A 25,763-nucleotide genomic window follows, 5' to 3' on the forward strand; every position below is an offset into this window, starting at 1 on the left:
GTTATGGTCGCCCTGTATCATACATAGATCCTTAATTCATGCCAGAACTAATGTTAGAATCGGCGCATCTCCGTATCGCGCTCAAACTTGGAACTCGTTCTAGGATAGTCGAGTGTGTAGTGAATGCCCCGCGATTCCTTGCGCTGATTGGCGCAATCTACAATCAAGGAGGCCGTCGTCACAAGGTTACGCAGTTCGATGATATCGCGGGTGACTTTGAAGCCCCAATAGAATCCCCGGACTTCTTTGCGTAGGTTTCTCAAGCGATGGGCAGCGCGTGAGAGACGGTTGTCAGTGCGGACGATCGAGACATAGTTCCACATCAGTCGACGTAGCTCATCCCAGTTGTGGGAAATCAATACTTGTTCGTCAATCGGGGTAGCGTCTCCGATTTGCCATTCGCGGATTTGGTAGTCATCTTCATTCTCTGTGGCATTTAGCGGTTGGCTGATGAGTAATGAATCTAGAGCTCGGCGTGCCACGACATTGCCTTCAAGAAGCGAATTTGAGGCGAGGCGGTTGGCGCCGTGTAGGCCGGTGCAGCCGACTTCGCCCACTGCGTAGAGACCTCGAATACTGGTCTTGCCGCTGTCATTCGTCACGACGCCGCCACATAGGTAGTGTGCGGCTGGTACCACTGGGATGGGCGCGGTTTCGCAGTCGAGCCCAAAGCTCAATAGTGTGTTGTAGATGTTGGGGAATCGCTCCTTCATGAAGCCTTTTGGCTTGTGTGTGACATCGAGGTAGACGCAGCTCGCGCCGGTTTTCTTGATCTCGTGGTCAATAGCACGTGCGACGATATCGCGAGGAGCGAGCGAACCACGAGGGTCGTGGTCGAGAGTGAATTCTTTGCCCTTGGAGTTGATTAACTTGCCGCCCTCACCGCGCACGGCTTCGGAGACGAGGAAGGAGCGAGCTTTGGCTCCCACTGCTGCGGGGTTGTAGAAGCAAGTTGGGTGGAATTGCATGAATTCCATGTTGGAAATGGTGGCGCCAGCGCGCCATGCCATGGCGATCCCGTCTCCTGTGGCGGAGTCAGGGTTGGTGGTGTAGAGGTAGACTTTTCCGCAGCCACCAGTGGCGAGGACGATGCGGTGAGATCGGAAGATTTGCACTTCGCCACTTTGTTCGTTGAGTACGTATGCCCCCAGCACGCGGTCTTCGGTGACATAGCCAAGGCGACCCGAGGTGATGAGGTCGATGGCGAAGTGGTTTTCAAGTAAGGTGATGTTGGGGTGTGCTTTGGCCCTCTCCAACATTGAGGATGCAATCGCGTAGCCTGTGGTGTCTTTGGAATGGAGCACGCGTCGCTTGGTGTGGCCCCCTTCATTGCCAAGCGCAAAGTTCTGGCTATCTTCCACTTTATCGAATTGCACGCCGTAGTCTAAGAGATCGTCGATGGTGGCAGTGCCTTCTTCGACAATCGAGCGCACGACATCTTCCTTACAAAGTCCAGCACCTGCATCGAGGGTGTCGGCCACATGAGTCTCGAAGGTGTCGCCTTCGCTACGGAGCTCTGGGCTAAGTACTGCTGATATGCCACCCTGGGCCCACGCTGTGTTGGAGTCTAAGGATTCGCCCTTGGTAATGATGCAAACTGTGCCGTGTGATGCAGCTCTGAGGGCAAAGCTTAATCCAGCGATGCCTGAGCCAATGACGAGGAAATCAGATTGCATAATGGGTGTTGATTGGGGCGGCGTGCCTTATGAGTTGAGTTCGATGTTGTCGATGAGGCGTACATCGCCGAAAAACACGGCAATGGCAATGACAGAGTGAGCGTCAGCGACTTCTTGAGCTTGGAGTGTGGCGGCGTCGACGCACTCGAGGTAGTCGATTGTGGAGCTTGGTGCTGCATCCTGTAGTTCTGATCGGATCAGCTGGGTCAACTCGTTGGCATTGTGTTGTCCATTTAGGAACTGCTGCTTTGCCTCGTTGAGTGCAGCTGCAATTGCGGGGGCTTGGGCGCGCGCTTCTGTGCTGAGGCGAACATTGCGCGAGGACATGGCAAGCCCGTCTGTTTCACGCACAGTTTCGGCCCCGTGTACCACGACGGGAAAATTGAGGTCGCGTACCAGGCGGTTGATGATTGCCAGTTGCTGGAAGTCCTTTTTACCAAACACTGCATCCATCGGAGTGAAGAGATTGAAAAGCTTGGCAATCACGGTGCACACTCCGTCGAAGTGGCCTGGGCGAGTCGCGCCACAGAGCAGATTCGACAGTGAGCTTTCCTGAATCTTGATGGAACGGTTTTCGGCATAAAGCTCAGAGCTTTTTGGGATGAAGACTAGATCGACTCCCAGTTGCTCACAGACCGCGAGGTCTTCTTCTGGGGTGTTCGGATAGCCATCGAGGTCGTCCTGACGGTTGAATTGGATTGGGTTGACAAAGATAGAGACTGCCACGCAACCATTCGGCCCGGCAATCGAACGTGCCATGCGAATCAGTGACTGATGCCCCTCATGCAAGGCTCCCATCGTTGGTACCAAGACAGGTGCGTAATGGTATTTTCTCTTCGCCAGCAAGAGCTCGGTAATAGTGCGCGCAATTTCCATAGCTTGAAGTGCGGGAAAGGTGGCGGCAGATTCTTAAAGAATAAAGTAAAAAGAGTACGGAATCTAAGTTGACGACTGATAGGTTGCTGTGCACATTAGCAAACGTTCAGACTAAACTGGAATTTTCTATCTATGAAAAACATCTCAAAAACTATCCTAGTGATCGCGGCTTCCGTTATGAGCCTAACAGCAGCAACAGCTGAGGAATTGAAGATTGCCTCCGTGAGCATGCAAAAGCTTTTCAACGAGTACCACATGACCAAGAAGGTTCAGGAGCAAGTACGTGTTGACCAAGAGCGCATCCAGAAGGATAACGCAAAGCGTCTCGAGCACATTCGCGCGCTGCAGGAAGAGATTGAAAAGCTTGGCAAGAAGCGTTCTGATGCAACAATCAGTGATAAGAAACGCCTCGAGATCGAACGTGAAATTAAGCTCAAGCTCAGCGAAGGTAACGCAGCGGATAGCGAGCGTCGTCAGTGGCTTCAGCGTCAGAGCAAGGCTCTTGGTGAGCAAACTAGCGAAGAGCAACGCATCATCCTTGAGAAGATCCAGAAGTACGTTGACGACTACGCACGTGAGCAGGATCTCGACATCATCGTCGACAACACCGCTAGCAGTGCGACGCGCACACCAGTGTTTGCCTTCATGAAGGACAAGTATGACGTGACCGACGTTCTACTTAAAGAGCTCAATGTGGACGCTCCTGCTGAAGAAGCTGCACCAGCTGAAGCAAGCGAGTAATCCTCAGGGATCAATAAGCAAAGATTTAGTGGCGGCTAACACGATGTGTTAGCCGCTTTTTTGTGCCTTGCTAGAGAGCGTAATAATCTACCAGATAAGGCTTCCCATGCCTCAATGAGGCTTTTATAGTCGCTAGTAATGCAATTGTTGCTGGATCATTGGCGTGACGGGGTAGAGATCTTGATCTTGTGGATTGGTATCTACCAGATTTACCGTGCCTTTCGTGCGACTCGTGGCGCGAAGATCCTGGTCGGGATTGTGATGATTTTGGCTATTTTGACGGCCTTGGCATTTATTTTTCAGTTGAAGGTGATTGCTTGGATTTTAGTGCGTTCGGCCTTGTGGGGTGCGTTTGCCGTGGTGATTATCTTCCAGCCTGAATTGCGTTCAGCACTGGCAAAGTTGGGCAGTAGTAGTTTGTTTTCATTTTCCAAGAACCAGCGCCTTGAATTCACTTCGGTCCTAGCTGATGCGGTGATTATGTTAGCAAAATCGCGTTTGGGTGCTTTATTCGCGCTAGAGAAGGATATTGCATTGCGGGAGTTGGCAGATACAGGCGTGCGTCTGGACGCTGAGTTCTCAGCCGAGCTAGCGCAGAGTATTTTCCACCCGAAGGCGGCGCTGCACGATGGGGGATTGATTTTGGCTCAGGGTCGCGTGGCGGCTGCGGGTTGTGTGTTTCCGGTGAGCCAGAAGGAAATGGCCGATCGAACCTTGGGCTTGAGGCACCGTGCCGCGGTGGGGCTCAGCGAGGAGACTGACGCGGTGGCCATTGTGGTGAGTGAAGAAACTGGCGCCATCTCAATCGCGATGAATGGTGAGTTGAGGCACAACTTGGAACATGCTGAGTTCCGTGCGATACTCGAAGAAATCTTTTTACCGGAAAAGAAGACAGAAGATGAAGATGCTGAAGAATTATTGGATAGCGAAGCTGACGGCCCTGGTGCTAGCGATCGTGGTATGGTTTCTGATTAGTGGCGAGATCGAGAGCATCAGCTTCCAGGGTGACTCTGCCACCTCGGACTGATTGCTTCGTTTGTGCGATCCGCCTCAGAATCTATTGGGCAATGCTTGCATCATTGCTCAGATTAAGGCATTCCCAGCGCGGAGTAACTCCGACTTATGAGCAAGGGAATTTTTATTACTGGTACTGATACTGACTGTGGCAAGACCTATGTGTCATCGTTGATCATTCGAGCACTACGCGCCGAGCGAGTGGATGCTGTGGGCTACAAGCCAATTTGCTGTGGCGACCGCAACGATGCACTGGAATTGGTGGATGCAAGTGAGCATGTGCTGGATGTGGATGCTGTGAATCCAGTGTGGCTAAAGACACCTGCAGCGCCGCACGTGGCTGCTATGTTTGAGAACGCGCCAATCGACCGCGAAGAGTTACTGCAGCAGCACCGCAAGCTTTCTCAAGAACATCAAGTGGTACTGACCGAAGGTGCTGGAGGCTTGCTCGTGCCGATTGACGGCAAAGACTTCATGATTGCCGAGCTGATTAAGATGATCGATTCTAAGGTGATCATCGTGGTAGGTAATAAGCTAGGCGCATTGAATCACACCTTGTTGACTGTGGAAGCGCTCCGTGCGCGCGGGATCGAGCCTGCTGGAATGGTATTTAACAACCTTCACGATGAAATGGATACGGCTACCATTACCAACAAAGGAATTGTCGAGGAAATGTGTGGTGTCGAAGTGATCACTGACGTGATTTATGGCCAAGAAGAGATCGAGGCATGGCCATTTCTCGATATTTTAGGTTTGTAAGCCACAGAATCTAACTTACTTTTGCAGCTATGATCGACATGATAGTGAACCTGTATGAGCTGCCTGATTCGACGGCTCTCTACGCAAGACTGAGCGAGCAGGGGATCATCTTACGCAGAGCCAATGCCTTTGAACGGCACATCGTCGCAGCGTGGGTGGGTGAGCATTTTTCGCCCAAGTGGGTGAGTGAGGTGAAGGTGGCGTTCAGTCGTCAGCCAGTCTCATGTTATATCGCCACGCGTGATAAAGAAATTTTAGGCTTCGCCTGTGTGGAGACCACGGCAAAGGCATTCTACGGCCCTACTGGGGTTTCTGAAGCAGCCCGCGGTACGGGCATCGGTAAGGCTCTATTGCTACGCTCGATGGAGGCTCTGAAAGAAGCCGGCTACGTCTATGGTATTATCGGCGGGGTGGGGCCGCGTGCATTCTACGAGAAGGCGATAGGCGCAACAGCCATTCCCAACAGCACTCCAGGTATCTACCGAGACATTCTTCCAGACTAAGGCCCACGGGCAACCGACAACGATTTCATGCAGGATCCAGGATTTGTAAAAGACGCATTCAGTAAAATTGCCGACCGCTACGTGCTCACCAATCACGTGCTCAGTATGGGCACCGATATCTTATGGCGAAAGAAAGTGGGGCGCATTGTGAGCAATTGGGCGCCTGAAAACATTCTGGATGTGGCTACTGGCACGGGGGATCTCGCGTTGGAGCTCCAGAAGGCTTGCCCAGACGCCGAGCTCTTGGCTTCCGATTTCTGTCCAGAGATGCTGGCTCATGCAAAGGATCGCGGGGTCAGACAGACGATGGTGGTGGATGCGATGCAGATGCCATTTGACGATGATACTTGCGATGTGCTCACTGTGGCTTTTGGCTTGCGCAATATGGCGGATTACCCAGCGGCACTGAGTGAGATGCGCCGAGTGATCCGTCCAGGTGGGCATGTATTGGTGCTCGATTTCTCGATTCCTACTGGGCTGCTAGAAAAGCCATATGCGTTTTACCTGAACAAGGTGTTGCCTAAGATAGCAGGTGTGCTGACTGGTGAAGAGGAAGCCTATAGTTATCTGGCTGGTTCGATTGCCGATTTCCCGAGTGGTCAGAAGATGCTCGAGCTGATTGAGGATCAAGGGTACAGCGATGCTCAGTGGATCCCACTCACTGGTGGTATCGCGTCTGTGTACATCGCTTCAGCTTGATATTCTAGCTTGTGGCGCTTCGTTTGATTTGGCTTTCAGGTCAAATCGTGTGGCAAGTGGCTTGACCATCTGTTGCTTTAGCCGTAATGAATTTGTCATGGAACCTCTTTACGAAGGCAAAGCCAAACGACTTTACGCAACCGACGATCCGAATGTGCTTCGCATGGAGTACAAAGACGAAGCCACTGCATTCAACGCAGAGAAGAAGGCTGAATTTGAAAATAAGGGGCGACTCAACACCGCGATCACACTTGCGATTTACCGCATGCTCGAGGCGAAGGGAGTTGAGACTCATCTCGTGGAGTCGATTGATGACATTAACCTTCTCGTCAAGAGTGTGGATATTTTGCTCGTTGAAGTCATCGTGCGCAACGTCGCAGCTGGATCATTCAGCAAGCGTGTGGGCGTGGCTGAAGGCACTGTATTCAAGCAGCCAATCGTCGAGTTTTCCTACAAGAGCGACGCATTAGGTGACCCACTCATCAATGACGACTACGCTCGTGAGATGGGCTTGGCCACTCCTGAAGAATGTGCAGAACTCAAGCAAAAGGCTCTGGTGATCAATGACGTCATGATTGAGTTCTTCAAGCATGCAGGTCTCAAACTCGTCGACTTCAAAATCGAGTTTGGCCGTACCAAGGATGCAGATGCTAAGATCGTGTTGGCTGACGAAATTAGTCCCGACACCTGTCGTCTGTGGGATATCGAGACTGGTAAGAAGCTCGATAAAGATCGTTTCCGCCAAGACCTTGGTGACGTGATGGAAGCCTATGAAGAGGTTCTGAAACGTGTGGAAGCTGCTGTGAAGTAATCCAGCTTCACATCGATAAAGTTTGAATAGAAAACGCCTCATGCAATTTGCATGAGGCGTTTTTTTGAGCCGCTTATTTTGATCTCAGTTAGCTAGAAATCGTTGTGTCTCCCTCAGATCCCATTCCTATCGGGCTGGAACTTGAGGTGAGGCATGAATGGCGGCAGATTCGATGCCCTATAATGTTTTTATAGAGGTTTTACGTTGTTTGCGCATGGGCCTTTTTTGCCTTCGCCAACTTCAAACTCTACTTTCTGACCATCGTCCAATGATGCGTATCCACCATTTGATTCGATTTCAGAGTGGTGTACGAATAAATCTTTGTCGCTGTCATCTGGAGTGATGAAGCCAAAACCTTTTTCGGCATTAAACCACTTTACGGTACCTGTGCTCATATTACTGTGTATTTTAATTGGTGATGTTATGTGTTTAGTTTCGTTATCACCATTACGAATCTAAATTTAGAGAATGTGTTTTCATAACCTATTGGTTATTTTTTCTGTGCCAGTCTAGATGGCTGGAAAGCCATCAGAACCTACGAAGTGCTCTGATAGTTTACTAGCGCCACATTGGAAGCTTTTTAGTATGTGACTTGAAATGAAAGAGGGGGAGTTTTTTTGTTAGGGTTGTTTGGATGCTCTAGGACTAAACTAAGTTGGTGATAACTGATAGCCAAAAATGCGCAATTGGCATCTTTTCTCATTCCTGAGGGCTGAACATGGGGTGTGCCAGCCATATCAACTCGTTGTAATTTTTTGGATGGAGTGGGGGGGAACACCTAGGCTAGGCGTAAAAAAGCCACCCAGGTGTCACCTAAGTGGCTTTGTAAATCTTGAATCGATTGGGCCGATTACTTGGAAAGGTATTCTGAGACGCCTTCGTGGTTTGCAGTCATGGCGTCATCGCCCTTCTGCCAGTCCATTGGGCAAACTTCGCCGTGTTCCTCGAAGTGCTGAAGTGCGTCGATCACGCGGATACACTCTTTGATGGAGCGACCGAGCGGCATGTCGTTGACCACCTGGTGACGAACTGTGCCAGCTTTGTCGATGAGGAAGAGGCCGCGGTAAGCAACGAGTTCTCCGTCGATTTCTACACTGCCTTCTTCGTTGACGTATGTCTCACCTGCGAGCACATCGTAGTCTTGGGAGATGGTTTTGTTGATGTCAGCAACGAGTGGGTATGTCACGCCTTCGATACCACCTTGGTTTTTCGGGGTGTTGACCCAAGCCCAGTGAGAGAACTCAGAGTCTGTGGAACAACCAACAACCTGAACGCCGCGTGCTTCAAATTCCTTGATCTCTTCTTGGAAACGATGGAGCTCGGTTGGGCAAACGAAGGTGAAGTCTTTTGGGTAGAAGAAGAGTACCACGTATTTTTCACCGATGAATTGATCGAGTGAAAATTCGTCGATGATCTTCTGGCCTTGGACTGCTTTCGCTGTGAATGATGGTGCTTTTTTACCTACAAGTACTGACATAATAGTGATTTGTTCTTAGTTAAGAATGTTGGGAGATGCGAGCTTGGGCTGGTGCCCGAGCCGCTTGTTGCGCATGTATCTATGCGAGGAGCAGGTGTTTCGCAACTGGTTTCTTAGTGATGCTCCGGAATAGTGGCTATAAGAGAGGCTAATAGAAGGGGCTTAGTCCAGTTCTGCTCTTGGTTTGAAGATTAAAATGGCACCCAAAAGAGAGAGAAGGAGAGCGTAGCCGCCGACTTTTTTGCTCATGCTAGCCAAGCCTGTTGTATCGCTTCCCACGAAAAATAAGACGTAGAGACCGCCCAGAAGGCACAGGGCGCCGAAGATTCTTCGGCCGTGCGCTGGTCCCTTGTTCCTACCTAGAATATTTTGACCCATGCGCCTGCGCGACATAGTGATGCAGACGTCGTTTAGGGTGAAGGATTCATTGATCTTAGTCGTGCTTTTCAGCGCAGCATAGACCTGCTCTTCATTCATGCCTTTTTCTGACAGTTGTTCAATCAGGTCTTCCAGTTCAGGTGACATGTCTAACTGTTATTAGTTTAAGCTAGGATGTCACATCAATTTCTAGGATTTCACTAATTTTCTAATGGCATCTTTTCTGGTAAGTGACACGGCGATGTTGCGGATGTGATTGAGTTTTCCTTGTCTGTGTTCCTTTTTGGAGACGACCATGGTTTGGTCGCAGAGGTCAATGGCGTATGGGATGTTTCCTGAGGACATTGAGAAGGCTCCTTGGAGACCGAGTGCACGGAGGGCTTCGATACAATCGCGGATTCGCTCGCCAGATAGCTTTGAGAAGGCCTCATCGATCGGCACGAGCCCGATACTGGGTTCTTTTCCTCGTTGATCGTAGCGATGGTAGGCGCGTAGATAGCAGGCGAGGATCGCGATGAAGTAGGGGGATTGGTTTTCACCACCTGAGAATTTGCCGGATTGTTTGTCTACTGAGGTTTCGTGGCCGTCTGGGTCTCGGGTATCGAGGACGGACATGTCGTAGTCGTAGTAGTTACGGTAATCGAGGAAGTTGAGTGCTTCAGCATTGTTTGGGTCTTCGACGAGGGTGTTGAAGATACGTTCGACTTCTTCTTGGGCTTCGGCGTCAATGGATTCGAAGAAGAGCGAGCCTTCTTCGGCGAGGGCACTATTGTCGACCAAGCGCTGGTAGACAGCGAAGTCTGGATTGCGTTTCTTGCGGATTTGATAGATGTGGATGCCGATCGGTTTTTTGAGCTCTTTGTTGAGGAGTTTGAGCGTGAGGTCGACACGCATGAGGGCGCTGCGGAGTTTAACAAGTACTTGTTTGCGGAAGATGTTTTGCCAGTTCTTTTCCTCACGTTCGGCCTTGGACTGGTAGGCTGGGATGTCGCTGTTGGCGATGCGCTCGAGGCGTTCTTCCCAAGCTTTGTTGCTCGTGTCATCAGGGGCAAATTCATTGTAGATGGGGAATTCGCGGCTGAGCTCTTTACGGGTTTCTACCAGTGAAGCCCAACTGAGGTGGCTGCGGTCGATGCAGGCGCGTTCGAGTCGAATCGCCTGGGCGACCGCGAGGTCGAGTGCGGGGAACTCGGTGGATAGGTTCTGGTAGAGTTGCTCCCTACGTTGCTTGTACTCAACATTGTTGGGGTTTTCGGCGATGAATTTGGTGCATTCATCCTCAGCTTCTGAGAGTTGTTCTTGGAGGTCCTCGAGGCTGCCTTGGCGTTTGCCGAGTTCGATTTTGAGCTCGGACTTGCGCAGGCTTTTGAGCTCGCGGTCGTAGTTTCCGAGTGTGTGTTCGAGGTTTCCGAGTTCGGCTTCCTTCTCTTCGAACCCACCGCTTTCGATCGATTTGAGTCGTTGGATGTTTTCTTGGAGGCGATCTTCGCAGGCTTTGAGCTGTTGGATGTCGGCGAGTTGTGCGCCGAGGCTCGGACTGTCGAGGCGTTGCTTGCGGAAGTTTTGTTCGCACTCGGCGAGTAGTTCGGCGAGTGGCTGCAGGCGTTCGAGCTCTTTACGCACTTTTTGGCGCTCTTGCTCGAGTGTGTGTTTTTGTTGCTCGAGACCCTTAGAGCCGATGTAGGGGATGTTGTCGTAGTGGGCGCGGCGTTCGGCAAATGGGCGGCGGTAAGTGAAGCCATCTGGAAGAATGGATGCCTTGTGCTTGGTGAGATCTTTGGCGTCTTCCACGCAAATGAGTCGGCCAAAGAGGTGGTTCACAATCGACTGGGCCACGGGGTCGTGGCATTCGAGGTGGTGGGCGAGGCTGTCTGGCTCTACTCGGGAGTTGAGCTCAAGTGCTTGCTGTGGGTGAATCAGCGATTCCCCCGGGGCCCCTCCTTTCATTTCACGGTAAATGGTCTCGGCGTAGCGGTAGTTTTCTTCTTCTACCACAACGGCAAATTTACGGTTGAAGGCGATTTCTACGGCAGGACGCCAGCGTTCGTCTTTGACCTCACAGAGCTCGCGCAGGGCGAAGGCGGCGGGGTCGCCATTGCGGCGGCGTGGGAGGGTGGAGTTGATTGAATCGAGCAGGGCGGAGCGTTGACTCACCTTGCCGCGATCGAGGGTTTCAAGTCGCGCGGAAATGCTACGTAGTTTGTTGACTTTCTTTTCCACTTCATCGCGCAGTGGCTTCTCGGCATCTTTGGAGGCGAAGTGGAGGTTGCGCACCGCATCGGCTAGGGTTTCGAGATGTTCGGTGAGTTCATGGAGCTCACATTGTTCGGCACGACTCAGTACTTTTTCGAGTGTTTTGACCTGTCCGTGCGGGAGGTCGATGCCGGTCTTGATGAGGCTATGGAGCCAGTTGCGGATCATCTTGCAGCGCAGCACGCGAGCTTCGCCGATGGTGTTGCCTGCCTCTCTGAGTTGGTTGATCTGCGAAACTAATTTTCGGTTGTCATCACGGATGTGTAAGTAGAGTCTGCCGTCTTCTGATTCGTTGAGTGCATTGCGGAGGAGGTCGCGTTTTTCACGCCCTTGCGTGAGGAGCGTTTCGAGTTCATGTTCACGGGAGTTCTCCGAACTTGCTTGTGCTTCAAGTTCCTTGATTTCGTCTTCGAGTTCTTCGACGAGTTCGCGTAGCTCTTCGCATTTGAGGTCGCGACTGATCTCGGCATAGAGGTCCTTGTCGATGATCGATTGCTTGTTTGCTTTGAAGTCGCTGGAGATGGATTCGAGCAGTTCGAGTTGCTGTCGCAAGGCGGTGAGCTCGCGGCGCAGCGAGAGAAAGGCGTGGTAGGAATCGCGTACTTCTTGGATGCGGATCTCGTCCGGCGGAAGCACATAATTGCGACAGAATTTGTTGAAGTTGTCCAGGAAGGTGAACGACATGGCAGCAGGCAAGAGGTAGTCGAGCGTGTCGCGATCGTAGTTGAGGTGGCGGGTGAGAGCCATCTCGCGGCGGTATGCTTCCATGGTGTCGTAGCAACGGCCTCCAGTCTCGTTGATGAAGTCTTTGAATTTTGGGAGTTCCAGCGGGAAGCCGAAGGAATCGATCCAGTCGGTTTTGTCGAGCTTCGCTGGAATCATGAATCCATGACGGCGAGACGGCGTGTTTTGCGCGGCGTTGTCGAACTCGATTCTCAGCCCCCAGGTTTCAACTTTTTGCTGGTCTGGCCAGGTGAATTCTAGGGCGACGTAGGTGATTGCTCCGTCGTTGCGCATGTATTGTGGCAGACCGTCGATTTCATCTTTGGTATCACCAAGGCAATAACTTTTGAGTGTGCGTGAAGAGGCGCGGCCGGTGGCTGATTGGTTGTATTTCGACTTTTGGTCACCGATCAAGACGAGCTGGATCAAGTCCATGAGGATGGATTTTCCAGAGCCTGTGACCCCAGCGATCAAGAGGTTGCCATTGATGTCTAGGCTGTCTTGGTAACCAAACCAATTGATGGCGTGGATGCGGGTGAGTTCGATGTTTTGACTCATGATAGAAATGTGTAGTGGGGGTTAGTCCTGCTCTTCTTGAAGCTGTTCGTTGCTGGGCTCTGGAGCGGTGGAGCTGTCGGGATTGTCGAGCTCGAGCGGAGGGGTGCTAGCGCCTAGGTTGCTGGCTGTTTTTACCCATTGTTCGATCCCTGGGAATGGGATGGCAAAGCGTAGTGTGGGGAGGATCTGGATTGTGGAATCTGAGAAGTCGTCCTCCCAGTCGGTTTCAATCAAGTTGTGGCGTGCGAAACTGCGCAGGATCTCTTTCATACGCGATTGAGATAGCGGTTGAAGGTTGGGGAATTTGCTTTGGAATTGTTCGTTAAATTCGCGCAGGTTGAGGTTGACTTCATGGGCGCCATGTTCGCGTACTTCGACGTCGTAATCGTACCAGAGCGCGAGTGCCACGAGGGTCTCATCGCGCTTCATTTTACGGGTGATAGCGGAGACCTCGGGCACAGCCATGAGGAGGCGTTCATCGCGCTGCAGGATGAGCTTGAGACCCATCAAGCTTGCCCATTCCTCTACCCAAGGAAGGTGTTCGACGGCCCAGTCGTAGAGTGGGCGCTCGGTATTGCGGCTGCGGATGATGGAGCCGTGCGCGAGGAGGCGATGACCGATCTCTTGGAGCATGGAGCGTTCGCGTTCGCGTAGTTGTTCGTTGAACAAGGAATGCTGGGTGTCGTTAGCTGACGTTGAAAGACTCATGATGGTAGGTAAAGGGTGCGTGGTTGCTGGGGGCTTATTTATGGTGGAGCGTGAATGGGTCGATGTAGCGATCATCCACGAGTTCGGCATCGGGCATCTCAGTGTAATCGCTTGAGTCCCTTGGCGTTTTGATTTCGTAGCTGCTATCGAGTGCCTCGGAGTGCAGCAAGAGGGCCACGGTATTGAGGGCCCATTGCTCGTGGTCGGTTGGTAGCTCGGCTGAGGCGAGGCCTTGTTCTGGGATGTCGAGGGTGCTGGCGTAGCTATTGGCGCGCATGACCGAGAGCGAGGCATTGATGTTTTCTGAAATTTCATCGAGGGCGAAGTCGATGTCTGCCTCATCGAAGTATTCGCTGAGTGGGTTTGGTGTTCCTTTCTCGCGCTGGATGCGTGGGGTGAAGAGTGAGTCCATGCCACCGAGGAGGTCGACGTGCGGGATCTTGAGGTCAGGGAGTTGGAGCGCTAGCGGCAGGGAATTGAGCTTACAGCCAGCGTATTGGTCGTTGATGGTTTCGAAGAGTTCGCGCACTTCGGAGCGGCGACCACTGGAGACTTCTTGCAGGTAGCGGAAGCGTGCGAAGGAGCGCCGTGCAAATTCGGCGGCGCGTCGGTCGACGGCTTCAGCCTGAGGCTCCACACTATTGAGCATGTGCTGGGTGTCTTCGAGCTGCTGCAGTACATAATCCGCCACTTCACTTTCGTTGAGGTCTGGGCGGCGCTTCTGCATTTCCAGCTCCATTTTAGCGACGACCTGCGGGTTGCGGCGGATGCTTTCTAGTTGGTTTTGGATCAGTGGCATGCGCACTGGTAGATCCAAGTCGATCAAGGATTTGTATGCGCGCTGCGAGATGTGTTCAGAGAATTCATCGTAGAGGACTTGGAGGTTTTCCTTGAGCGTGTCTGAGTGAAGCTGTCTTTGGGTGAGACGCGCCATGCTCTGCTGCATCGAGCGCAGCTCTTGGAGTCCGTAGCGCAGGTTGTCATTGCATACTTCGATGTCTGCGAGTGGGTGGTCCTCGAAGGCTTGCTCATCCATGATGCGGGTGCAGACAAGGTGCAGTTTGTCGGTGAAGTTGACTTGCTCAGGGTGTGCCATGCGACGTAGGCATTCAAGAAGAAGCTCGGCCCGGCTATCGAGGTAATAGACGCGCTGGTAGTCGCTGCGCCTTGGTTCCTCTAGCCACTGGCATTGTAGCATCTGGCGTAGCATCTCAGGAGCTGTGATCGTCTGCGCCTCCTCGGAGTCGTCAGTCGGGTCACCCTCTGGGAATGACGCCTGGTCGATCACGTCCTGGCATAGCTGGAGTAGCTCAGGGCGGCTCAGTCCCACGCCGTGGCGGTGCCGCTGCAGGGACTCGATGCCGTCTAATACGTCGATGTATTGCTTTCCATACCGCCATGTCAGTACGGAGAAGAAGCTATTGGGGGTGTCTCGGAATATTTGCTTACTGAGGCTCACAGCCGCTCAGAGTACGATCATCTCAATGGCTGGAAAGTGGGAATTTCACTATTTCAAGTGCTGCTGCTAGGAGGTCGGAAAATTTCAAAAAAATGCGTGAGTTCTGGACCCTTCTAGCTCTCGACCCGCTGGCATTCTGAGCTATCGACGCATTGTTTTCAAAATTTCAATTAAGCGGTCAGGATAGTAAGGAAGTATTGATTATATTCTAACTCTAAACTTCGTGCTGGTGGGGGGAATGGGGAGCTTGTGGTGCAGGCGCTGCTGTCTAAAATTTGAATGGAATCGGCGCGCTGTGGTATGGATTGTTCTGAGCGGGAAATTCGATCAAGAAATAGAAGCATCTTGCCGATGTGTAGGGGTTGACGCTGGGCGGTATAGATGCCAGAAAATAGCCACAATCTTATGGAGAATAAAATAGAATTGAAAGCCGGTGTGGAGTTGGGAGTGTGCCCGACGCACGTGAAGTTTGTCGGTGGATTGGTACCAGGTGAAGACGCCAAGTTACCGCGCACTGAGAGTGGTGAGCTCTACGCGGTGGCGGAGATGCGCACCTTGCAGGAGCGTTCACCTGTGGCGATTGAATCTGTGCAGATTTCCCAGTTCAATGGTACCGATGCAGCGGATCTCGATGAAATGTATGGTGGTTTACGTGACCTTGGTTTGACGATTCACATTATTTTGATGGTGGGTGGGGCTGACCCAATGAACCCTGCTGACGAGGATGCTGTGGTTTCACAGCTGATTGAAGGGGTGAACACGGCGAAGAAATTTGGCACCACTCAGGTAGGTTCGACTTCATTTGAAGAGTGGCTTTCTGGGAAAGAGCGCCTCGAGGGCGCAGCATTTGAAGCGGCAGTGGCGCAAGTAATCAAAGTGCACAAGCGCGTGTATGATGAAGCGGATATTGCAAATTCTAGCATTGAAAAGTGGCATCTCGAGTTCCTGCGTGGCACCGAGTTTGCGACGTTCACCGATGCAGGGCGTGCTTGGGAGGTAGCGAAGAAGCTCAATGATATGATTGGCAAGAAGTTCTTCCGTCTATTGATCGATGCGGCACATTGCGCCGATGGTCCACTGTCATTGGAAGAAAATGCCAAGTTGATTGCTGAGATTGCTGAATCTGGTGAGCTTGGGATGTTCCATGCTTCTGCTGCGACGACTCGTGGTCACCACAGCACCGATGATGGTTGGATTGCGGCGCTTCTTGCGGAGTGCGCCAAGACTGGCAAGCTTGAGCAGGTGATTGTGGAGCTTTTCCACCATGAAGATGACGCTCTCGCTCCGATGCGCGATGCGATTGAAGGCTTCGGTGTGGATACGCTTGATGGCAAGTCCTACACTGATGCTGTGGTGGACGGTCTACGCGACGCTGCGCTACGACTCAATAACTTGGTGAATCGTGGCGTGCTCGCTGCGAAGTAATCCAATCGTTATCGATTGATTGTTTTAGGATGCGGTCAGCTCGGTGAGCTGGCCGCATTTTTTATGTGGCGGGAGCCCAGCGCTGCAGCAGGAGGGCGAGACCAAAGAGTAGGGTGGTGGCGACAGCGGCTCCTACAGAATGGGACGCCACCACGGTGGTGTCCAGCAGGCAAAAGCCCGCCAACGACATGGCGACAAACTTGCCTTTATGAAACTTGAGAAAGTGGAAGGCGCTGAGCATCCAAACCATATAGAGGCTGAGGGCGATGCTTGCTTCGAGCCGCGCTGCGCTGAGGTCTACCCGAAGTACCAAGAAGCATAGGAGGGGCAGAGCCAGCATCAATGTGATGAGTGATTTGCGCCAGGTGAAGGGACTGGGTGATGATTCTGTGCGAGCGACACTGGCGAAACTAACGGTGTAGGCGCCCACTGCGACTGCGATGCCGATGATGCTGCCATTGAGGCCATCGGGCTGAACCATGGCGTAGCCGGTGAGTATGAGAAAGATGCGGCAGGCGGCAATGAGAGGAAGGCCGAGCCACGGTGATTTTTTGTGCCAGATCGAGTAGGCGATGATACTGCCGCTGAGGGGGACCAAGGTACCGAGCAGCGCCGCCCCCACTGTGCCGCTGCTGAGATAGCTATAGCATAGTGGGATGACGGTTCCGGCGCTTAGCATCGCATAGGCACTGGTGAAGATGCTCGAACGCATGAGGATGCCCGATGGAATTGGGCGGGTGGGCTTGTGGGTCATGTCGAACTCGACATCGATCGCGTCGCCTAAGAAGCATCCACCGACGTAGAGTAGTGATGCGCTGAGGCAGGCCACAAAGAGTAAGATCGCATGCTCAGCATGGAGACCACCGGCGATGAGGAAGCCGACGATGAGGTTCGACCAGACGGTGGGGAGGTTGGACACGCGGCCGGTGGCGAGGAGCGCGGAGGGTTTGCTTAATTGCATGGAGGCTTAGGCGTTCTTTGATTCGAGTGTTTTGAGTGTCCAGAGGTACTCTTGGGTGAGCTGCTGGTGGATCGGGAGCTGCATGGCTGCGGGGAGTACGCCCCAGGTGTAGGTCTCCATTTCCAGATGTGGGCAGGTTTGTGGATGCTGGCTGATGTAGGCGAGTGCAGCTTCGGCGTGGTCACGGGTGGAGCCCAGTGGTGCATCTGGATCCGCGTAGAGTGGGATATGGAAGTGCACGCGTGCTTCTCCGAGTAGCTCGAAATTGGCTGCTTGGCGATCGAGGTAGGCAAAGAACTCTGGGATATCGCGGTGGCGTTGGATCTTTCCATTGGGTGCTTTTGTGAGCACTTGGTGGAGGTAGGTGGGTTCATCGAAGCTTCGGATCGATGCCAGGGCGTCATCGTTTGATAGATCGATCGAGAGAGCATTGGAAAGATGGATTTTGGAGATGCGAATCTTTGCCTCCGCGAAGGCATTGAGCGCGGTGAAGCAATCGTCGTATTCGAGGGCGAAGTGGCAGGTGTCGTAGTTGATGCCGATGTGTTGTTGGATGAGTGTCTGGTCCTTGCCGTGTTGCTCTGCCCAACTATTGAAGCGTTGGAAAAACGCGAGGGATTCTTCGGTGTTTTCAAAGTGGCCAAGCGGCTCAGGCTCGAGCCCGAGGTGCAGGTCTTTGGCGTGTTGTTTCGCGAGCACGGCGATGTGCTCAGCGCAGGCGTAGAGGTTTTGGAAGATCAGATCTTCATCGGCTTGGAATTCTTTGAACGAGCCAGGGAGGGTGGAGACGGAACCACCGGCCTGAATTGGGGCAAGTTCGGCAATAATCTTGAAGAGATTCAGCGTGTAGTTGAGGCGTTCGGCAGTGGTCCAGTCGGGTTGGTAGACTTTTTCTTTGACGCGTGTGCCGTGGAAGGCTCCGAAGGGGAAGCCATTGATGGTGTAGACGTAGGCATTCTCACGCACGAGCCAGGATTGGAATTGTTCAAGTTGATCCCCAGCGAGCAATTCTGTAGCTGCCACGGCAGAGAGGCGCATGCCCAAGGCAAAGGCTGGGGACTCACCAGTTTCCTTGCTCAGTTGGTCACGCACCGTGAGTGCGTGGTCGCGCAGGGCTGCGAAGGTTTCCTCCCAGGTTTCTGCTGGGTGGATGTTGGTGCAGTAGGAAAGGTGGATGTTGTTGGCGAGTTCCATGGTGAGTCTACGTGGGTGTTGGTGAGAATCTTTATCCAAAAAGCGCCTCGCCTGAGATCCGGGCGAGGCGCTGAGAAGTGTGTTTGCGAAACCTAGGGTTGCGGCTTCGCCTTAACCCTAGGTGGTATGTGTATCGCCTTTGGCGAATACGTAGAAGAGGTTTTTAAGCTCTTAGTGTGTTTGCGAAACCTAGGGCTCCAATCGGGCTGTGTCCGATCATTGGAAACTAGGATTGAGGAATTTTTCAAGTAGAGGGTGAGCCCTGAGCTGCTCTCTACCCACTACTCCTTATTCTGCGAGCGATGGCACCGCTGTGGTGGTGTCGGTCTCAGATTCGTAATCAACACCGTCGAGGCCAAAGCCGAAGAGCTTGAGGAACTCGCTTTGGTAGCCATCGAAGTCGGCCACGTCGCCGAAGTTCTCGTTGGATACTGAAGTCCAGATGCCGGCAACGGCAGATTGGATTTCTTCGCGCATTTCCCAATCGTCGATGCGGATACGGCCGGCTTCGTCGAGTTTAGGATCGCCTGAGTAGAGTCTGTCGGAGAAGAGGCGTTCGATTTGTTCGATACAGCCTTCGTGAGTGCCCTTGGCTTTCATTTCTTTGTAGAGGATAGAAATGTAGAGTGGCACGACCGGGATGGCAGATGATGCCTGAGTCACGAGTGCTTTGTTGACGGAAACGAATGCTTCGCCATTGAATTTCTCTTTGAGGCTGGCGTCAATCTTGGCGCAGGATGACTCGAGGTCTTTCTTTGCCTGTCCGATGGTGCCATCGGTGTAGATTGGCCAAGTGAGTTCTGGGCCGATGTAGGAATAGGCGACTGTTTTGACGCCGGAGTCGAGCACGTCAGCTTCGATGAGCGCGTCCATCCAGAATTCCCAATCTTCGCCGCCCATCACCTTGATGGTGTGGTCGATTTCTTCAGATGTGGCTGCGCCGATGGTGACTTCATCGATCTCGCCCTTGTCGGTATTGAGAGTTTTGTTGGTGTACTCACCTCCAGTGGTTTTGAGGACGGATTTGTAAACTTCTCCGGTATTTGGGTCGGTGCGTCGCGGTGAAGCAAGCGAGTAGACGACGAGGTCGATCTTGCCATCCATTTCGTTCTTAATGATGTCGATCGCTTGTTCCTTAAGCTCGTTGGAGAACGCGTCACCATTGAGTGATTTGGCGAAGAGCCCCTCGGCATTTGCGGCTTTTTCGAAGGCGGCAGAGTTGTACCAACCTGCAGATCCTGGGCGTTTCTCACTACCCGGTTTTTCGAAGAAAAGGCCTAGGGTGTTGGCTCCGGACTGGAAGGCTGGGACGATGCGAGAAGCGAGGCCGTAGCCAGTGGAGGAACCAATGACGAGCACGTTCTTAGGGCCATTCTCGAGTTTTGGCTTGGACTTAACATAGTCAATTTGTTCCTGGACGTGAGCAGCACATCCATCTGGGTGTGCGGTGGTACAGATGAATCCGCGAATTTTTGGTTTAACGATCATAATGTGATATTGAAAACGTGTGGGTGGTTTTGCTTGAAGGAAATTAGGGCTTGATGGGGGATCGGTCAAGCGGGCACTGAGGGAAGGAGGCGATTCACGATCTTCGCCATGATGAGGGCTCCAATCAGGCTGCCCAGCGTGTCGGCTGTGATGTCGCCGAGGTCATTGCCGCAGCGCCCCGGTACAAAGCTTTGGTGGAATTCATCGATGACTCCAGTGGCAATGCCGATGGCGGTACAGAGTGCGACCTTGAGCGCGGTGGTGCGTCGCTGCATCAGGTGGTGGAGTACGACGTAGAGGAGGCCTGCCCCCAAAAAAAAATAGCCAAAGTGAAGGATCTTGTCACGCATGGGGATCGGGGGCAGTTGGTCCATGTCTGGGGCACTAGATAGTATCCAGAGGGTGGCAAACCAGATGATCCAAGCGATCAACCAGAGGGCGGGCTTCGCCATTAGCTTGGTGCACAACTTGAGCATCACGACGGCTTATTCCGGATCTTTTAGATCTTGTTCGATCGTCGAGAGGCGTGCTTCTTCCTCGAGGCGTTCGGAGAGCCATTGTTTCATCATCGACTGGTAATTGAGGTAGCGTGAGCGCGCCATACGCTTGATGCGTGAGAGCATGCGTGGGTCAAAGCGTAGCGTGATGGTGGTGGACTCTTTAGAATCAATCTCGTGTACCGAGACGTGCATGAGTTTGCTGTCGAGTTCGTGCTCGTTCCAGAAGGCTGCTTCGTCGGCATCGGATTCAAAGTCCGGGATATCCGACCAATGGGTGATGACTTTCATGGTGACGTGTTATTTGTATGAGGCGTAGCGGCGGTCGTAGAAACGTTGCTCTTGATCAGACATATCACGCACTGCGTAGATGCGCATCTTTTTGCCGTCGGTAGAGAAGGAAATGAAGAGGAAGCGATCACCAACGGTTCTGCCTAACATGTAGAAGCGGGACTCGCCATCGGAGCGTTCATTGTCGGGGATGAGGCGCACGGTAAACGGGTCTTCAAAGACCTCTTCGATTTCACGAGGAGAGAAGATTTGTAAGTCTACAGGGGTGTCTATCAGGTCGAGTTCCATGTCGGTGTGAGAGATTCGAGAGTGTTGCAGACTGAGGTATCTGACTGATCTGGCACCAAGATGGCAACAATCCTACGACAGCGCAACGTTTAAGATCGCAGTGCTGCTAGAGCGAGTCTGCTAGCCAGCATAGTCTTGCCAATGCGCCACAGCGCCTGCGACACCTTCGATCAGCATTTGCACGCCAATCACGGCGAGGATCAAGCCCATCAGGCGGGTGACGATATTCAGTCCGCCTTTGCCGAGTGTTGAGACGATTCTTTCGCCACCTCTGAAGAAGCCATAGGTGATGCCGCAAAGGAGGCCAAACATCGCAATGGTGATCAAGGTTTCGCTCCAGCCTCCAGCTGAGGAAAAATTGATAGCGGTGGCGATGGTGCCTGGGCCAGCGAGAATGGGCACTGCGAGTGGTGAGATGGCGACTTCGTCGTCTGCGCTTTGGTCTTGGCCACGGGGTTTGTGCATTTTCGAGCGTTCACCATTGAGCATGTTGTAGCCGATGAGGAAGACGAGCACCCCGCCGGTGATGCGGAGTGCGGGTAGGGTGATGCCAAACATGTGGAAGATGACATTGCCCAGCAAGGCGAAGGCGGAGACGATACAGAAGGCAACTAGTAGAGCCTTCAATGCAATAAGTTTTTTTGTGTAGCTACTGTCATCTGAGGTGAGGCCGATGAATACCGCGGTGTTGGCGACGGGATTCATGATGGCAAAGAAGCCAAGAAAGACATTGAGGGTGTGAGCAATCATATCGTGCATGATGCGATCATTATGTACTTAGTGACAGGCTCCGAGTAAACATCTAATGGAGATTTACGCCGAGCCTTGTTGGGGGGTGTTCGGTGTTGCTAGGTGACTTATCGTCTTGCTAAGCAGTCGTCCGGAGTGTTGTGTTAGGTCATGAATCGAAAGCTAGGGATTGTGATTCTGTGTTTGTTTGTATCAGGATTTTGTTCCCTCGCGTACCAAGTGGTTTGGCTGCGTGAGTTTCGTATGCTTTTTGGGGCGTCGACGCCGGCGGCATCTGCGGTGCTTGCGGTGTTCATGGGGGCTCTTGGTTTGGGGAGTTGGGTGTTGGGCAAGAAGCTTGATGTTTGGAAGCGCGTGGGGAGGTCGTATGTGGTGATCGAGGCGTTGATTGGCTTGAGTGTTCTATTGAGCCCATTGCTGTTTTTTCTGACGAGCAAGGTGTATTACGCCACGGGTGGGGTGCTTGAGCTTGGGTTGCCAGTGGCGACGGCTCTTCAGGTTGTGCTCACGCTATTGGTGATTGGCATACCGTGTTTTTTTATGGGGGGGACCTTACCTGCTGCGGTTCGCATGGTGCAGGAGGGGGCGGATGTCTCTCGTCATGCCACAGCCTTGCTCTATGGGCTCAACATTGCAGGTGCTGTGATTGGGGCTGCGAGTGCCAACTTTTTCTTTTTAGAGCGCTTCGGCAATACGCTGACGCTGATGGTGGTGGCTGTACTAAATTTGGGATTGGCCGCACTTGCATACCGGATGCTAGCGCTGGAGGAGGTGTTGCGTGTGCCAGTAGACGAGGAGGTGGTGGAGCCAGTAGGGGGAGAGGCGGATCGGATGATCTATGGCATGGCATTGGTGAGTGGCTTGGTATTCTTTGTGGCTGAGCTTGTTTGGTTTCGTATTTCGATTCCGCTCTTGGGTGGCTCGGTGTACAACTTTGGCTTGATTTTGATCCTGGTGTTGCTGGGGATGAGTCTTGGTGGCGTGCTGTACTCGGTGTTGTTGCGATTCATCAAGCCAAGTTACGGACTCCTGGCGATGGTGTCCTCGATGATGGCTTTGTGTCTGTTGTTGCCATTGTTGTGGAATGAGAAGTACGCGTATTTTTGTTTGGTGCTTCAGCAAGGTTACTTGGGGTACCCATTGCTGTCGAAGTTGTGGGTTTGGGGGGTGATTGCTGGTGGCTTTACCTTTCTGCCTTCGTTGTTTGCAGGCATCCAGTTTGGCTTATTTTTGTCTTTGGTCGGGCGAGGTGATGCTCGTGTGGCTGAGCAAGTTGGCAAGGTGTATGGATTCAATACGGCTGGGGCGGTGGTGGGCGCATTACTGGGGGGCTTTGTGGTGATTCCTAAATGGGGGGTGAGTCAGACCTGGCAATGGATGGGATACCTCTGCCTTGTTATCGCGGTGGTGGCATTGTTGCGCGGGTGGCGTCGTCACTCGTCGGCGTGGTCTGCCGTTTTGGTGATTGCTTTGACGGTGTTGGTGGCGAGTAATCTCAAACCTTTGAGCCCGTATTGGCATAGTAATCCGATTGGTTTTGGGCGCACCACCGTGGGGCCATTTCAGAGCCCTGTGGTTCTTGAGGGGATGATCCGGAGTGTGGAGCGCAAGATCATTTACCATCGTGACGGGCGCGAGCTGAGCACCGCGCTGGCGGCATCTGATGACTTATCGATTTTGAGTAATGGCAAGAGTGATGGCTCTGCCATGGGGGATTTGGGTACGATGACGATGGTGGGCCTGCTGCCGCCTTTGTTGTATGATGGTGATGCACGCAATGCCTGTGTTATCGGCATTGGCACCGGCACCACTATCGGGTGGTTGAGCCAGATTGAGAGTGTCCAAGACATTGATGTCCTGGAGTTGGAGCCGGCTGTGGTCGAGGCTAGCAAGCAATTCGAAGCGGTGAATTTTGCGTTTTGGGATAATCCTAAGGTGAAGATCCACTTGGGTGATGCACGTGAATTTCTGATGGTGGATCGAACCTCGCCGTACGATTTGATTATTTCTGAACCATCGAACCCTCACCGAGCGGGGGTGGCGAGCCTCTACACCCGTGAGTACTACCGCTCGGTGATGAGGAACTTATCGCGCAAGGGCGTGTTTTGCCAGTGGCTTCAGGCATATGAAATCAGTTCTTCTGAGGTGGCTTTGATCATCAAGACCTTGAGTTCGGTTTTCCCAAAGGTGGAGGTCTATCAATCGCAGGGAACTGATTTGTTGTTTCTATGCACCAAGGATGAGGCTGGTTGGAAAGCCCCTGCCATTCGGGAGAAATTGGCTCAATATCCATACCGAATGGGCTTGGATATTGCTTGGGAGACTTCATCGTTAGAGGGCGTGATGAGTTACGCTGTGGGCAATCGGATATTCAGTAAAGCCGTCGCGGCTAAGGCTAAAGAGATCAATACGGACGATCGCAATCTCTTGGAATTCAGGCTCGGGCGCATGGCGGGGATGAGCAAGCATGAGAAGCCAATCGAGCTCATGCTCTACAATGGCTTTAAGACAGGTATTGTGCTGCCGGAGCTTGAGGGTGACTTTGATCAGGCATTCTATGAACAGAACTTGGCAGCGGCATCGCGCCGACTCCAGCGCAAGATGTTTGCCTACACTGCGGCCAAGAGGGTGCAAGTAAAGCCATTGAGAAGACGCTATGAGCTATTGAATGAGATGCGTGTGAATCCAAAGCAGGTGGAATTGGATGGCTTCATCCCAGTGAACCTGTTTGAGCGTCGATTGTATGCCTACAGCTTGCTGCGACAGAAGAGTCCAAAGGCGCTCAAGGCGATTGAGTTGTTCCGCCAGCAAAGCCCCTTGGATTACCATTGCTTGATGGCGGAATACTATCGCCAGCAGCATCAGGTGGCGCAAGAGGTGCAGGCCATCTGTGACATGCTAGAGAAGATGCAGACCTACCCGTGGGGGACTGAGTGGTTGATCAATCGTCAGCTCACGGCGCTGAAGATCCGGCTGCATCGTGGAGAGTGGAAGTACCAAGACCATGCAGCTGCGATCTACCAAGCTCTGGATTCGGAGTCCGCCTGTTATCTATTTGAGAAGACCAAGCGCTTGGTCAAGCTTGGGGTGGCACGTCGCATCGGCGATGCTGAAACACTCGCCAGTGTACTAGACCTCGAACCTCACTTCCCAGTGACGGAAGAAGAGCTGCTGAAGCTGCGTGTCCACGTCTATCAAAAGATGAAACATCCCAACCTCGCGCGCGCAGAGGAAGATCTCGCCTTCTTCAACCAACTTTAGCTTCCCGCGTGGGCACAAAAAAGGCGCTCTAACTTGTAGAGCGCCTTTGGAAATACTGTGGATCAAGTACTGATTACTTGAGCATGTCAACGAGCGTGCGGCCCATTTCGGAAGGTGTCTCAGAGACGGCGATGCCGCACTCAGCAAGGATCTTCTTCTTGGCTTCTGCTGTGTCGTCAGCACCACCAACGATCGCACCAGCGTGGCCCATGCGGCGTCCTGGAGGCGCTGTAGCACCAGCGATGAAGCCGGCGATTGGCTTGGAGCAGTTCTCCTTAGCCCAACGTGCTGCTTCAGCTTCTGCGTTGCCGCCGATCTCACCGATCATGATGATCGCTTCAGTTTCAGGATCTTCATTGAACATCTTGAGAACGTCGAGGTGTGAGGTGCCGTTGATTGGGTCACCACCGATGCCCACACAGGTGGACTGGCCGTAACCGAGCTCAGTGAGCTGGTACACTGCTTCGTAGGTGAGCGTGCCAGAACGGGACACAACGCCCACGTTGCCACGCTTGTGGATGTAGCCAGGAGCGATACCGATACGGCAACCGCCGTGTGAGTTTTCGCCAGTACCAGGAGTCACGATGCCTGGGCAGTTCGGGCCGATGAGGCGAGTCTTGGAGCCAGCCATGGCTGCTTTCACGCGCATCATGTCAGCCACTGGGATTCCCTCAGTGATTGCGACGACGAGGTCGAGCTCGGCGTCAACGGCTTCGAGGATTGCGTCAGCTGCGAATGGTGGTGGTACGAAGATCGCGGAAACGGTAGCGCCGGACTGCTTGGCAGCGTCTGCTACTGTGTCGTAAATTGGAGTCTTGTCGCCGAAGGTCTGACCGCCTTTACCAGGAGTCACACCAGCTACGATCTGAGTGCCGTAGTCGATAGAAAGCTGTGCGTGCTTACCACCGAAGCCACCTGTGATACCCTGAACGAGTACCTTGGTGTTTTCGTCTACTAGAATGGACATAATTTT

The 25,763-nt window shown here is 52.8% G+C and carries 24 protein-coding genes; 8 read left to right on the forward strand and 16 right to left on the reverse strand.

Annotation, left to right across the window (positions count from 1 at the left end; translation table 11 throughout):
* Positions 1–53: 53 nt before the first annotated feature.
* A complete protein-coding gene (gene nadB / locus F454_RS0104985) occupies positions 54–1,676 on the reverse strand; it encodes an L-aspartate oxidase (RefSeq protein ID WP_018969531.1) in 1,623 nt (540 codons plus the stop codon).
* A gap of 27 nt (positions 1,677–1,703) precedes the next feature.
* Positions 1,704–2,552 carry a pantoate--beta-alanine ligase gene (gene panC / locus F454_RS0104990; protein ID WP_018969532.1) on the reverse strand — a complete coding sequence of 283 codons (849 nt, stop codon included), beginning with the start codon at positions 2,550–2,552 and terminating at the stop codon, positions 1,704–1,706.
* 132 nt (positions 2,553–2,684) lie between these two features.
* Between panC and F454_RS0104995 the strand changes: the two genes are divergently transcribed.
* The 6 genes from F454_RS0104995 to purC all read left to right on the forward strand — a co-directional run bounded on the left by F454_RS0104995 (position 2,685) and on the right by purC (position 7,079).
* Entirely contained in the window at positions 2,685–3,293 is a 609-nt protein-coding gene (locus tag F454_RS0104995) for an OmpH/Skp family outer membrane protein (RefSeq protein ID WP_018969533.1), read from the forward strand.
* 138 nt (positions 3,294–3,431) lie between these two features.
* The gene (gene cdaA / locus F454_RS0105000) at positions 3,432–4,268 is read left to right on the forward strand and encodes a diadenylate cyclase CdaA (RefSeq protein WP_018969534.1); all 837 of its coding nucleotides are present in this window, start codon (positions 3,432–3,434) and stop codon (positions 4,266–4,268) included.
* 147 nt (positions 4,269–4,415) lie between these two features.
* Positions 4,416–5,066, forward strand: a complete 651-nt coding sequence (gene bioD, locus F454_RS0105005; protein WP_018969535.1) for a dethiobiotin synthase — start codon at positions 4,416–4,418, stop codon at positions 5,064–5,066.
* A gap of 29 nt (positions 5,067–5,095) precedes the next feature.
* The gene (locus F454_RS0105010) at positions 5,096–5,569 is read left to right on the forward strand and encodes a GNAT family N-acetyltransferase (RefSeq protein WP_018969536.1); all 474 of its coding nucleotides are present in this window, start codon (positions 5,096–5,098) and stop codon (positions 5,567–5,569) included.
* A 27-nt stretch (positions 5,570–5,596) separates the two neighbouring features.
* A complete protein-coding gene (locus tag F454_RS0105015) occupies positions 5,597–6,268 on the forward strand; it encodes a ubiquinone/menaquinone biosynthesis methyltransferase (protein WP_018969537.1) in 672 nt (223 codons plus the stop codon).
* Between the two features lie 97 nt (positions 6,269–6,365).
* Complete coding sequence (gene purC / locus F454_RS0105020) at positions 6,366–7,079, forward strand: phosphoribosylaminoimidazolesuccinocarboxamide synthase (RefSeq protein WP_018969538.1); 714 nt, start codon at positions 6,366–6,368, stop codon at positions 7,077–7,079.
* 188 nt (positions 7,080–7,267) lie between these two features.
* Here purC and F454_RS0105025 read toward each other — a convergent pair whose 3' ends face one another.
* The 6 genes from F454_RS0105025 to F454_RS16505 form a co-directional block, all read right to left on the reverse strand.
* Complete coding sequence (locus F454_RS0105025; RefSeq protein WP_018969539.1) at positions 7,268–7,474, reverse strand: cold-shock protein; 207 nt, start codon at positions 7,472–7,474, stop codon at positions 7,268–7,270.
* Between the two features lie 455 nt (positions 7,475–7,929).
* Entirely contained in the window at positions 7,930–8,556 is a 627-nt protein-coding gene (locus F454_RS0105030; protein WP_018969540.1) for a peroxiredoxin, read from the reverse strand.
* A gap of 162 nt (positions 8,557–8,718) precedes the next feature.
* Positions 8,719–9,081: a hypothetical protein gene (locus F454_RS0105035; protein ID WP_018969541.1), complete on the reverse strand. Its 363-nt coding sequence runs from the start codon at positions 9,079–9,081 to the stop codon at positions 8,719–8,721.
* Positions 9,082–9,123: 42 nt separating this feature from the next.
* Positions 9,124–12,468, reverse strand: coding sequence for an SbcC/MukB-like Walker B domain-containing protein (locus tag F454_RS0105040; protein ID WP_018969542.1), 3,345 nt, complete (start codon positions 12,466–12,468; stop codon positions 9,124–9,126).
* Positions 12,469–12,489: 21 nt separating this feature from the next.
* Positions 12,490–13,176 (reverse strand): DUF4194 domain-containing protein, encoded by a 687-nt coding sequence (locus tag F454_RS0105045; RefSeq protein ID WP_018969543.1) that lies wholly within the window; start codon positions 13,174–13,176, stop codon positions 12,490–12,492.
* Between the two features lie 34 nt (positions 13,177–13,210).
* Positions 13,211–14,635 (reverse strand): Wadjet anti-phage system protein JetA family protein, encoded by a 1,425-nt coding sequence (locus tag F454_RS16505; protein ID WP_018969544.1) that lies wholly within the window; start codon positions 14,633–14,635, stop codon positions 13,211–13,213.
* A 405-nt stretch (positions 14,636–15,040) separates the two neighbouring features.
* On the opposite strand from F454_RS16505, the gene F454_RS0105055 reads away from it, so the two are divergent.
* Complete coding sequence (locus tag F454_RS0105055; protein ID WP_018969545.1) at positions 15,041–16,060, forward strand: hypothetical protein; 1,020 nt, start codon at positions 15,041–15,043, stop codon at positions 16,058–16,060.
* Positions 16,061–16,121: 61 nt separating this feature from the next.
* Here F454_RS0105055 and F454_RS0105060 read toward each other — a convergent pair whose 3' ends face one another.
* The 7 genes from F454_RS0105060 to F454_RS0105090 all read right to left on the reverse strand — a co-directional run bounded on the left by F454_RS0105060 (position 16,122) and on the right by F454_RS0105090 (position 21,538).
* Positions 16,122–17,021, reverse strand: a complete 900-nt coding sequence (locus tag F454_RS0105060) for a UbiA family prenyltransferase (RefSeq protein WP_018969546.1) — start codon at positions 17,019–17,021, stop codon at positions 16,122–16,124.
* Between the two features lie 6 nt (positions 17,022–17,027).
* Complete coding sequence (gene eboE / locus F454_RS0105065) at positions 17,028–18,215, reverse strand: metabolite traffic protein EboE (protein ID WP_018969547.1); 1,188 nt, start codon at positions 18,213–18,215, stop codon at positions 17,028–17,030.
* 288 nt (positions 18,216–18,503) lie between these two features.
* Positions 18,504–19,703 (reverse strand): enoyl-ACP reductase FabV, encoded by a 1,200-nt coding sequence (gene fabV, locus F454_RS0105070; protein WP_018969548.1) that lies wholly within the window; start codon positions 19,701–19,703, stop codon positions 18,504–18,506.
* 65 nt (positions 19,704–19,768) lie between these two features.
* Positions 19,769–20,179, reverse strand: coding sequence for a VanZ family protein (locus tag F454_RS14230; protein ID WP_018969549.1), 411 nt, complete (start codon positions 20,177–20,179; stop codon positions 19,769–19,771).
* A 9-nt stretch (positions 20,180–20,188) separates the two neighbouring features.
* Entirely contained in the window at positions 20,189–20,491 is a 303-nt protein-coding gene (locus tag F454_RS0105080; RefSeq protein WP_018969550.1) for a CopG family antitoxin, read from the reverse strand.
* 9 nt (positions 20,492–20,500) lie between these two features.
* On the reverse strand, positions 20,501–20,779 hold the full coding sequence (locus tag F454_RS0105085) for a BrnT family toxin (RefSeq protein ID WP_018969551.1): 279 nt from the start codon (positions 20,777–20,779) through the stop codon (positions 20,501–20,503).
* 120 nt (positions 20,780–20,899) lie between these two features.
* On the reverse strand, positions 20,900–21,538 hold the full coding sequence (locus F454_RS0105090) for a MarC family protein (protein WP_018969552.1): 639 nt from the start codon (positions 21,536–21,538) through the stop codon (positions 20,900–20,902).
* A gap of 141 nt (positions 21,539–21,679) precedes the next feature.
* On the opposite strand from F454_RS0105090, the gene F454_RS0105095 reads away from it, so the two are divergent.
* Positions 21,680–24,790, forward strand: a complete 3,111-nt coding sequence (locus tag F454_RS0105095; protein WP_018969553.1) for a fused MFS/spermidine synthase — start codon at positions 21,680–21,682, stop codon at positions 24,788–24,790.
* A gap of 73 nt (positions 24,791–24,863) precedes the next feature.
* Here the strand turns inward: F454_RS0105095 and sucD are convergent, their stop codons facing one another.
* The gene (gene sucD, locus F454_RS0105100) at positions 24,864–25,757 is read right to left on the reverse strand and encodes a succinate--CoA ligase subunit alpha (RefSeq protein ID WP_018969554.1); all 894 of its coding nucleotides are present in this window, start codon (positions 25,755–25,757) and stop codon (positions 24,864–24,866) included.
* Between the last annotated feature and the right edge of the window lie 6 nt (positions 25,758–25,763).

The organism is Rubritalea marina DSM 17716 (assembly GCF_000378105.1).
GTDB lineage: Bacteria > Verrucomicrobiota > Verrucomicrobiia > Verrucomicrobiales > Akkermansiaceae > Rubritalea > Rubritalea marina.

What these genes read in the sequence shown, in the direction of transcription:
- nadB (WP_018969531.1), bottom strand. Translation starts at nt 1,676, where the DNA reads ATGCAATCTGATTTCCTCGTCATTGGCTCAGGCATCGCTGGATTAAGC.
- panC (WP_018969532.1), bottom strand. Translation starts at nt 2,552, where the DNA reads ATGGAAATTGCGCGCACTATTACCGAGCTCTTGCTGGCGAAGAGAAAA.
- F454_RS0104995 (WP_018969533.1), top strand. Translation starts at nt 2,685, where the DNA reads ATGAAAAACATCTCAAAAACTATCCTAGTGATCGCGGCTTCCGTTATG.
- cdaA (WP_018969534.1), top strand. Translation starts at nt 3,432, where the DNA reads ATGCAATTGTTGCTGGATCATTGGCGTGACGGGGTAGAGATCTTGATC.
- bioD (WP_018969535.1), top strand. Translation starts at nt 4,416, where the DNA reads ATGAGCAAGGGAATTTTTATTACTGGTACTGATACTGACTGTGGCAAG.
- F454_RS0105010 (WP_018969536.1), top strand. Translation starts at nt 5,096, where the DNA reads ATGATCGACATGATAGTGAACCTGTATGAGCTGCCTGATTCGACGGCT.
- F454_RS0105015 (WP_018969537.1), top strand. Translation starts at nt 5,597, where the DNA reads ATGCAGGATCCAGGATTTGTAAAAGACGCATTCAGTAAAATTGCCGAC.
- purC (WP_018969538.1), top strand. Translation starts at nt 6,366, where the DNA reads ATGGAACCTCTTTACGAAGGCAAAGCCAAACGACTTTACGCAACCGAC.
- F454_RS0105025 (WP_018969539.1), bottom strand. Translation starts at nt 7,474, where the DNA reads ATGAGCACAGGTACCGTAAAGTGGTTTAATGCCGAAAAAGGTTTTGGC.
- F454_RS0105030 (WP_018969540.1), bottom strand. Translation starts at nt 8,556, where the DNA reads ATGTCAGTACTTGTAGGTAAAAAAGCACCATCATTCACAGCGAAAGCA.
- F454_RS0105035 (WP_018969541.1), bottom strand. Translation starts at nt 9,081, where the DNA reads ATGTCACCTGAACTGGAAGACCTGATTGAACAACTGTCAGAAAAAGGC.
- F454_RS0105040 (WP_018969542.1), bottom strand. Translation starts at nt 12,468, where the DNA reads ATGAGTCAAAACATCGAACTCACCCGCATCCACGCCATCAATTGGTTT.
- F454_RS0105045 (WP_018969543.1), bottom strand. Translation starts at nt 13,176, where the DNA reads ATGAGTCTTTCAACGTCAGCTAACGACACCCAGCATTCCTTGTTCAAC.
- F454_RS0105055 (WP_018969545.1), top strand. Translation starts at nt 15,041, where the DNA reads ATGGAGAATAAAATAGAATTGAAAGCCGGTGTGGAGTTGGGAGTGTGC.
- F454_RS0105060 (WP_018969546.1), bottom strand. Translation starts at nt 17,021, where the DNA reads ATGCAATTAAGCAAACCCTCCGCGCTCCTCGCCACCGGCCGCGTGTCC.
- eboE (WP_018969547.1), bottom strand. Translation starts at nt 18,215, where the DNA reads ATGGAACTCGCCAACAACATCCACCTTTCCTACTGCACCAACATCCAC.
- fabV (WP_018969548.1), bottom strand. Translation starts at nt 19,703, where the DNA reads ATGATCGTTAAACCAAAAATTCGCGGATTCATCTGTACCACCGCACAC.
- F454_RS14230 (WP_018969549.1), bottom strand. Translation starts at nt 20,179, where the DNA reads ATGCTCAAGTTGTGCACCAAGCTAATGGCGAAGCCCGCCCTCTGGTTG.
- F454_RS0105080 (WP_018969550.1), bottom strand. Translation starts at nt 20,491, where the DNA reads ATGAAAGTCATCACCCATTGGTCGGATATCCCGGACTTTGAATCCGAT.
- F454_RS0105085 (WP_018969551.1), bottom strand. Translation starts at nt 20,779, where the DNA reads ATGGAACTCGACCTGATAGACACCCCTGTAGACTTACAAATCTTCTCT.
- F454_RS0105090 (WP_018969552.1), bottom strand. Translation starts at nt 21,538, where the DNA reads ATGCACGATATGATTGCTCACACCCTCAATGTCTTTCTTGGCTTCTTT.
- F454_RS0105095 (WP_018969553.1), top strand. Translation starts at nt 21,680, where the DNA reads ATGAATCGAAAGCTAGGGATTGTGATTCTGTGTTTGTTTGTATCAGGA.
- sucD (WP_018969554.1), bottom strand. Translation starts at nt 25,757, where the DNA reads ATGTCCATTCTAGTAGACGAAAACACCAAGGTACTCGTTCAGGGTATC.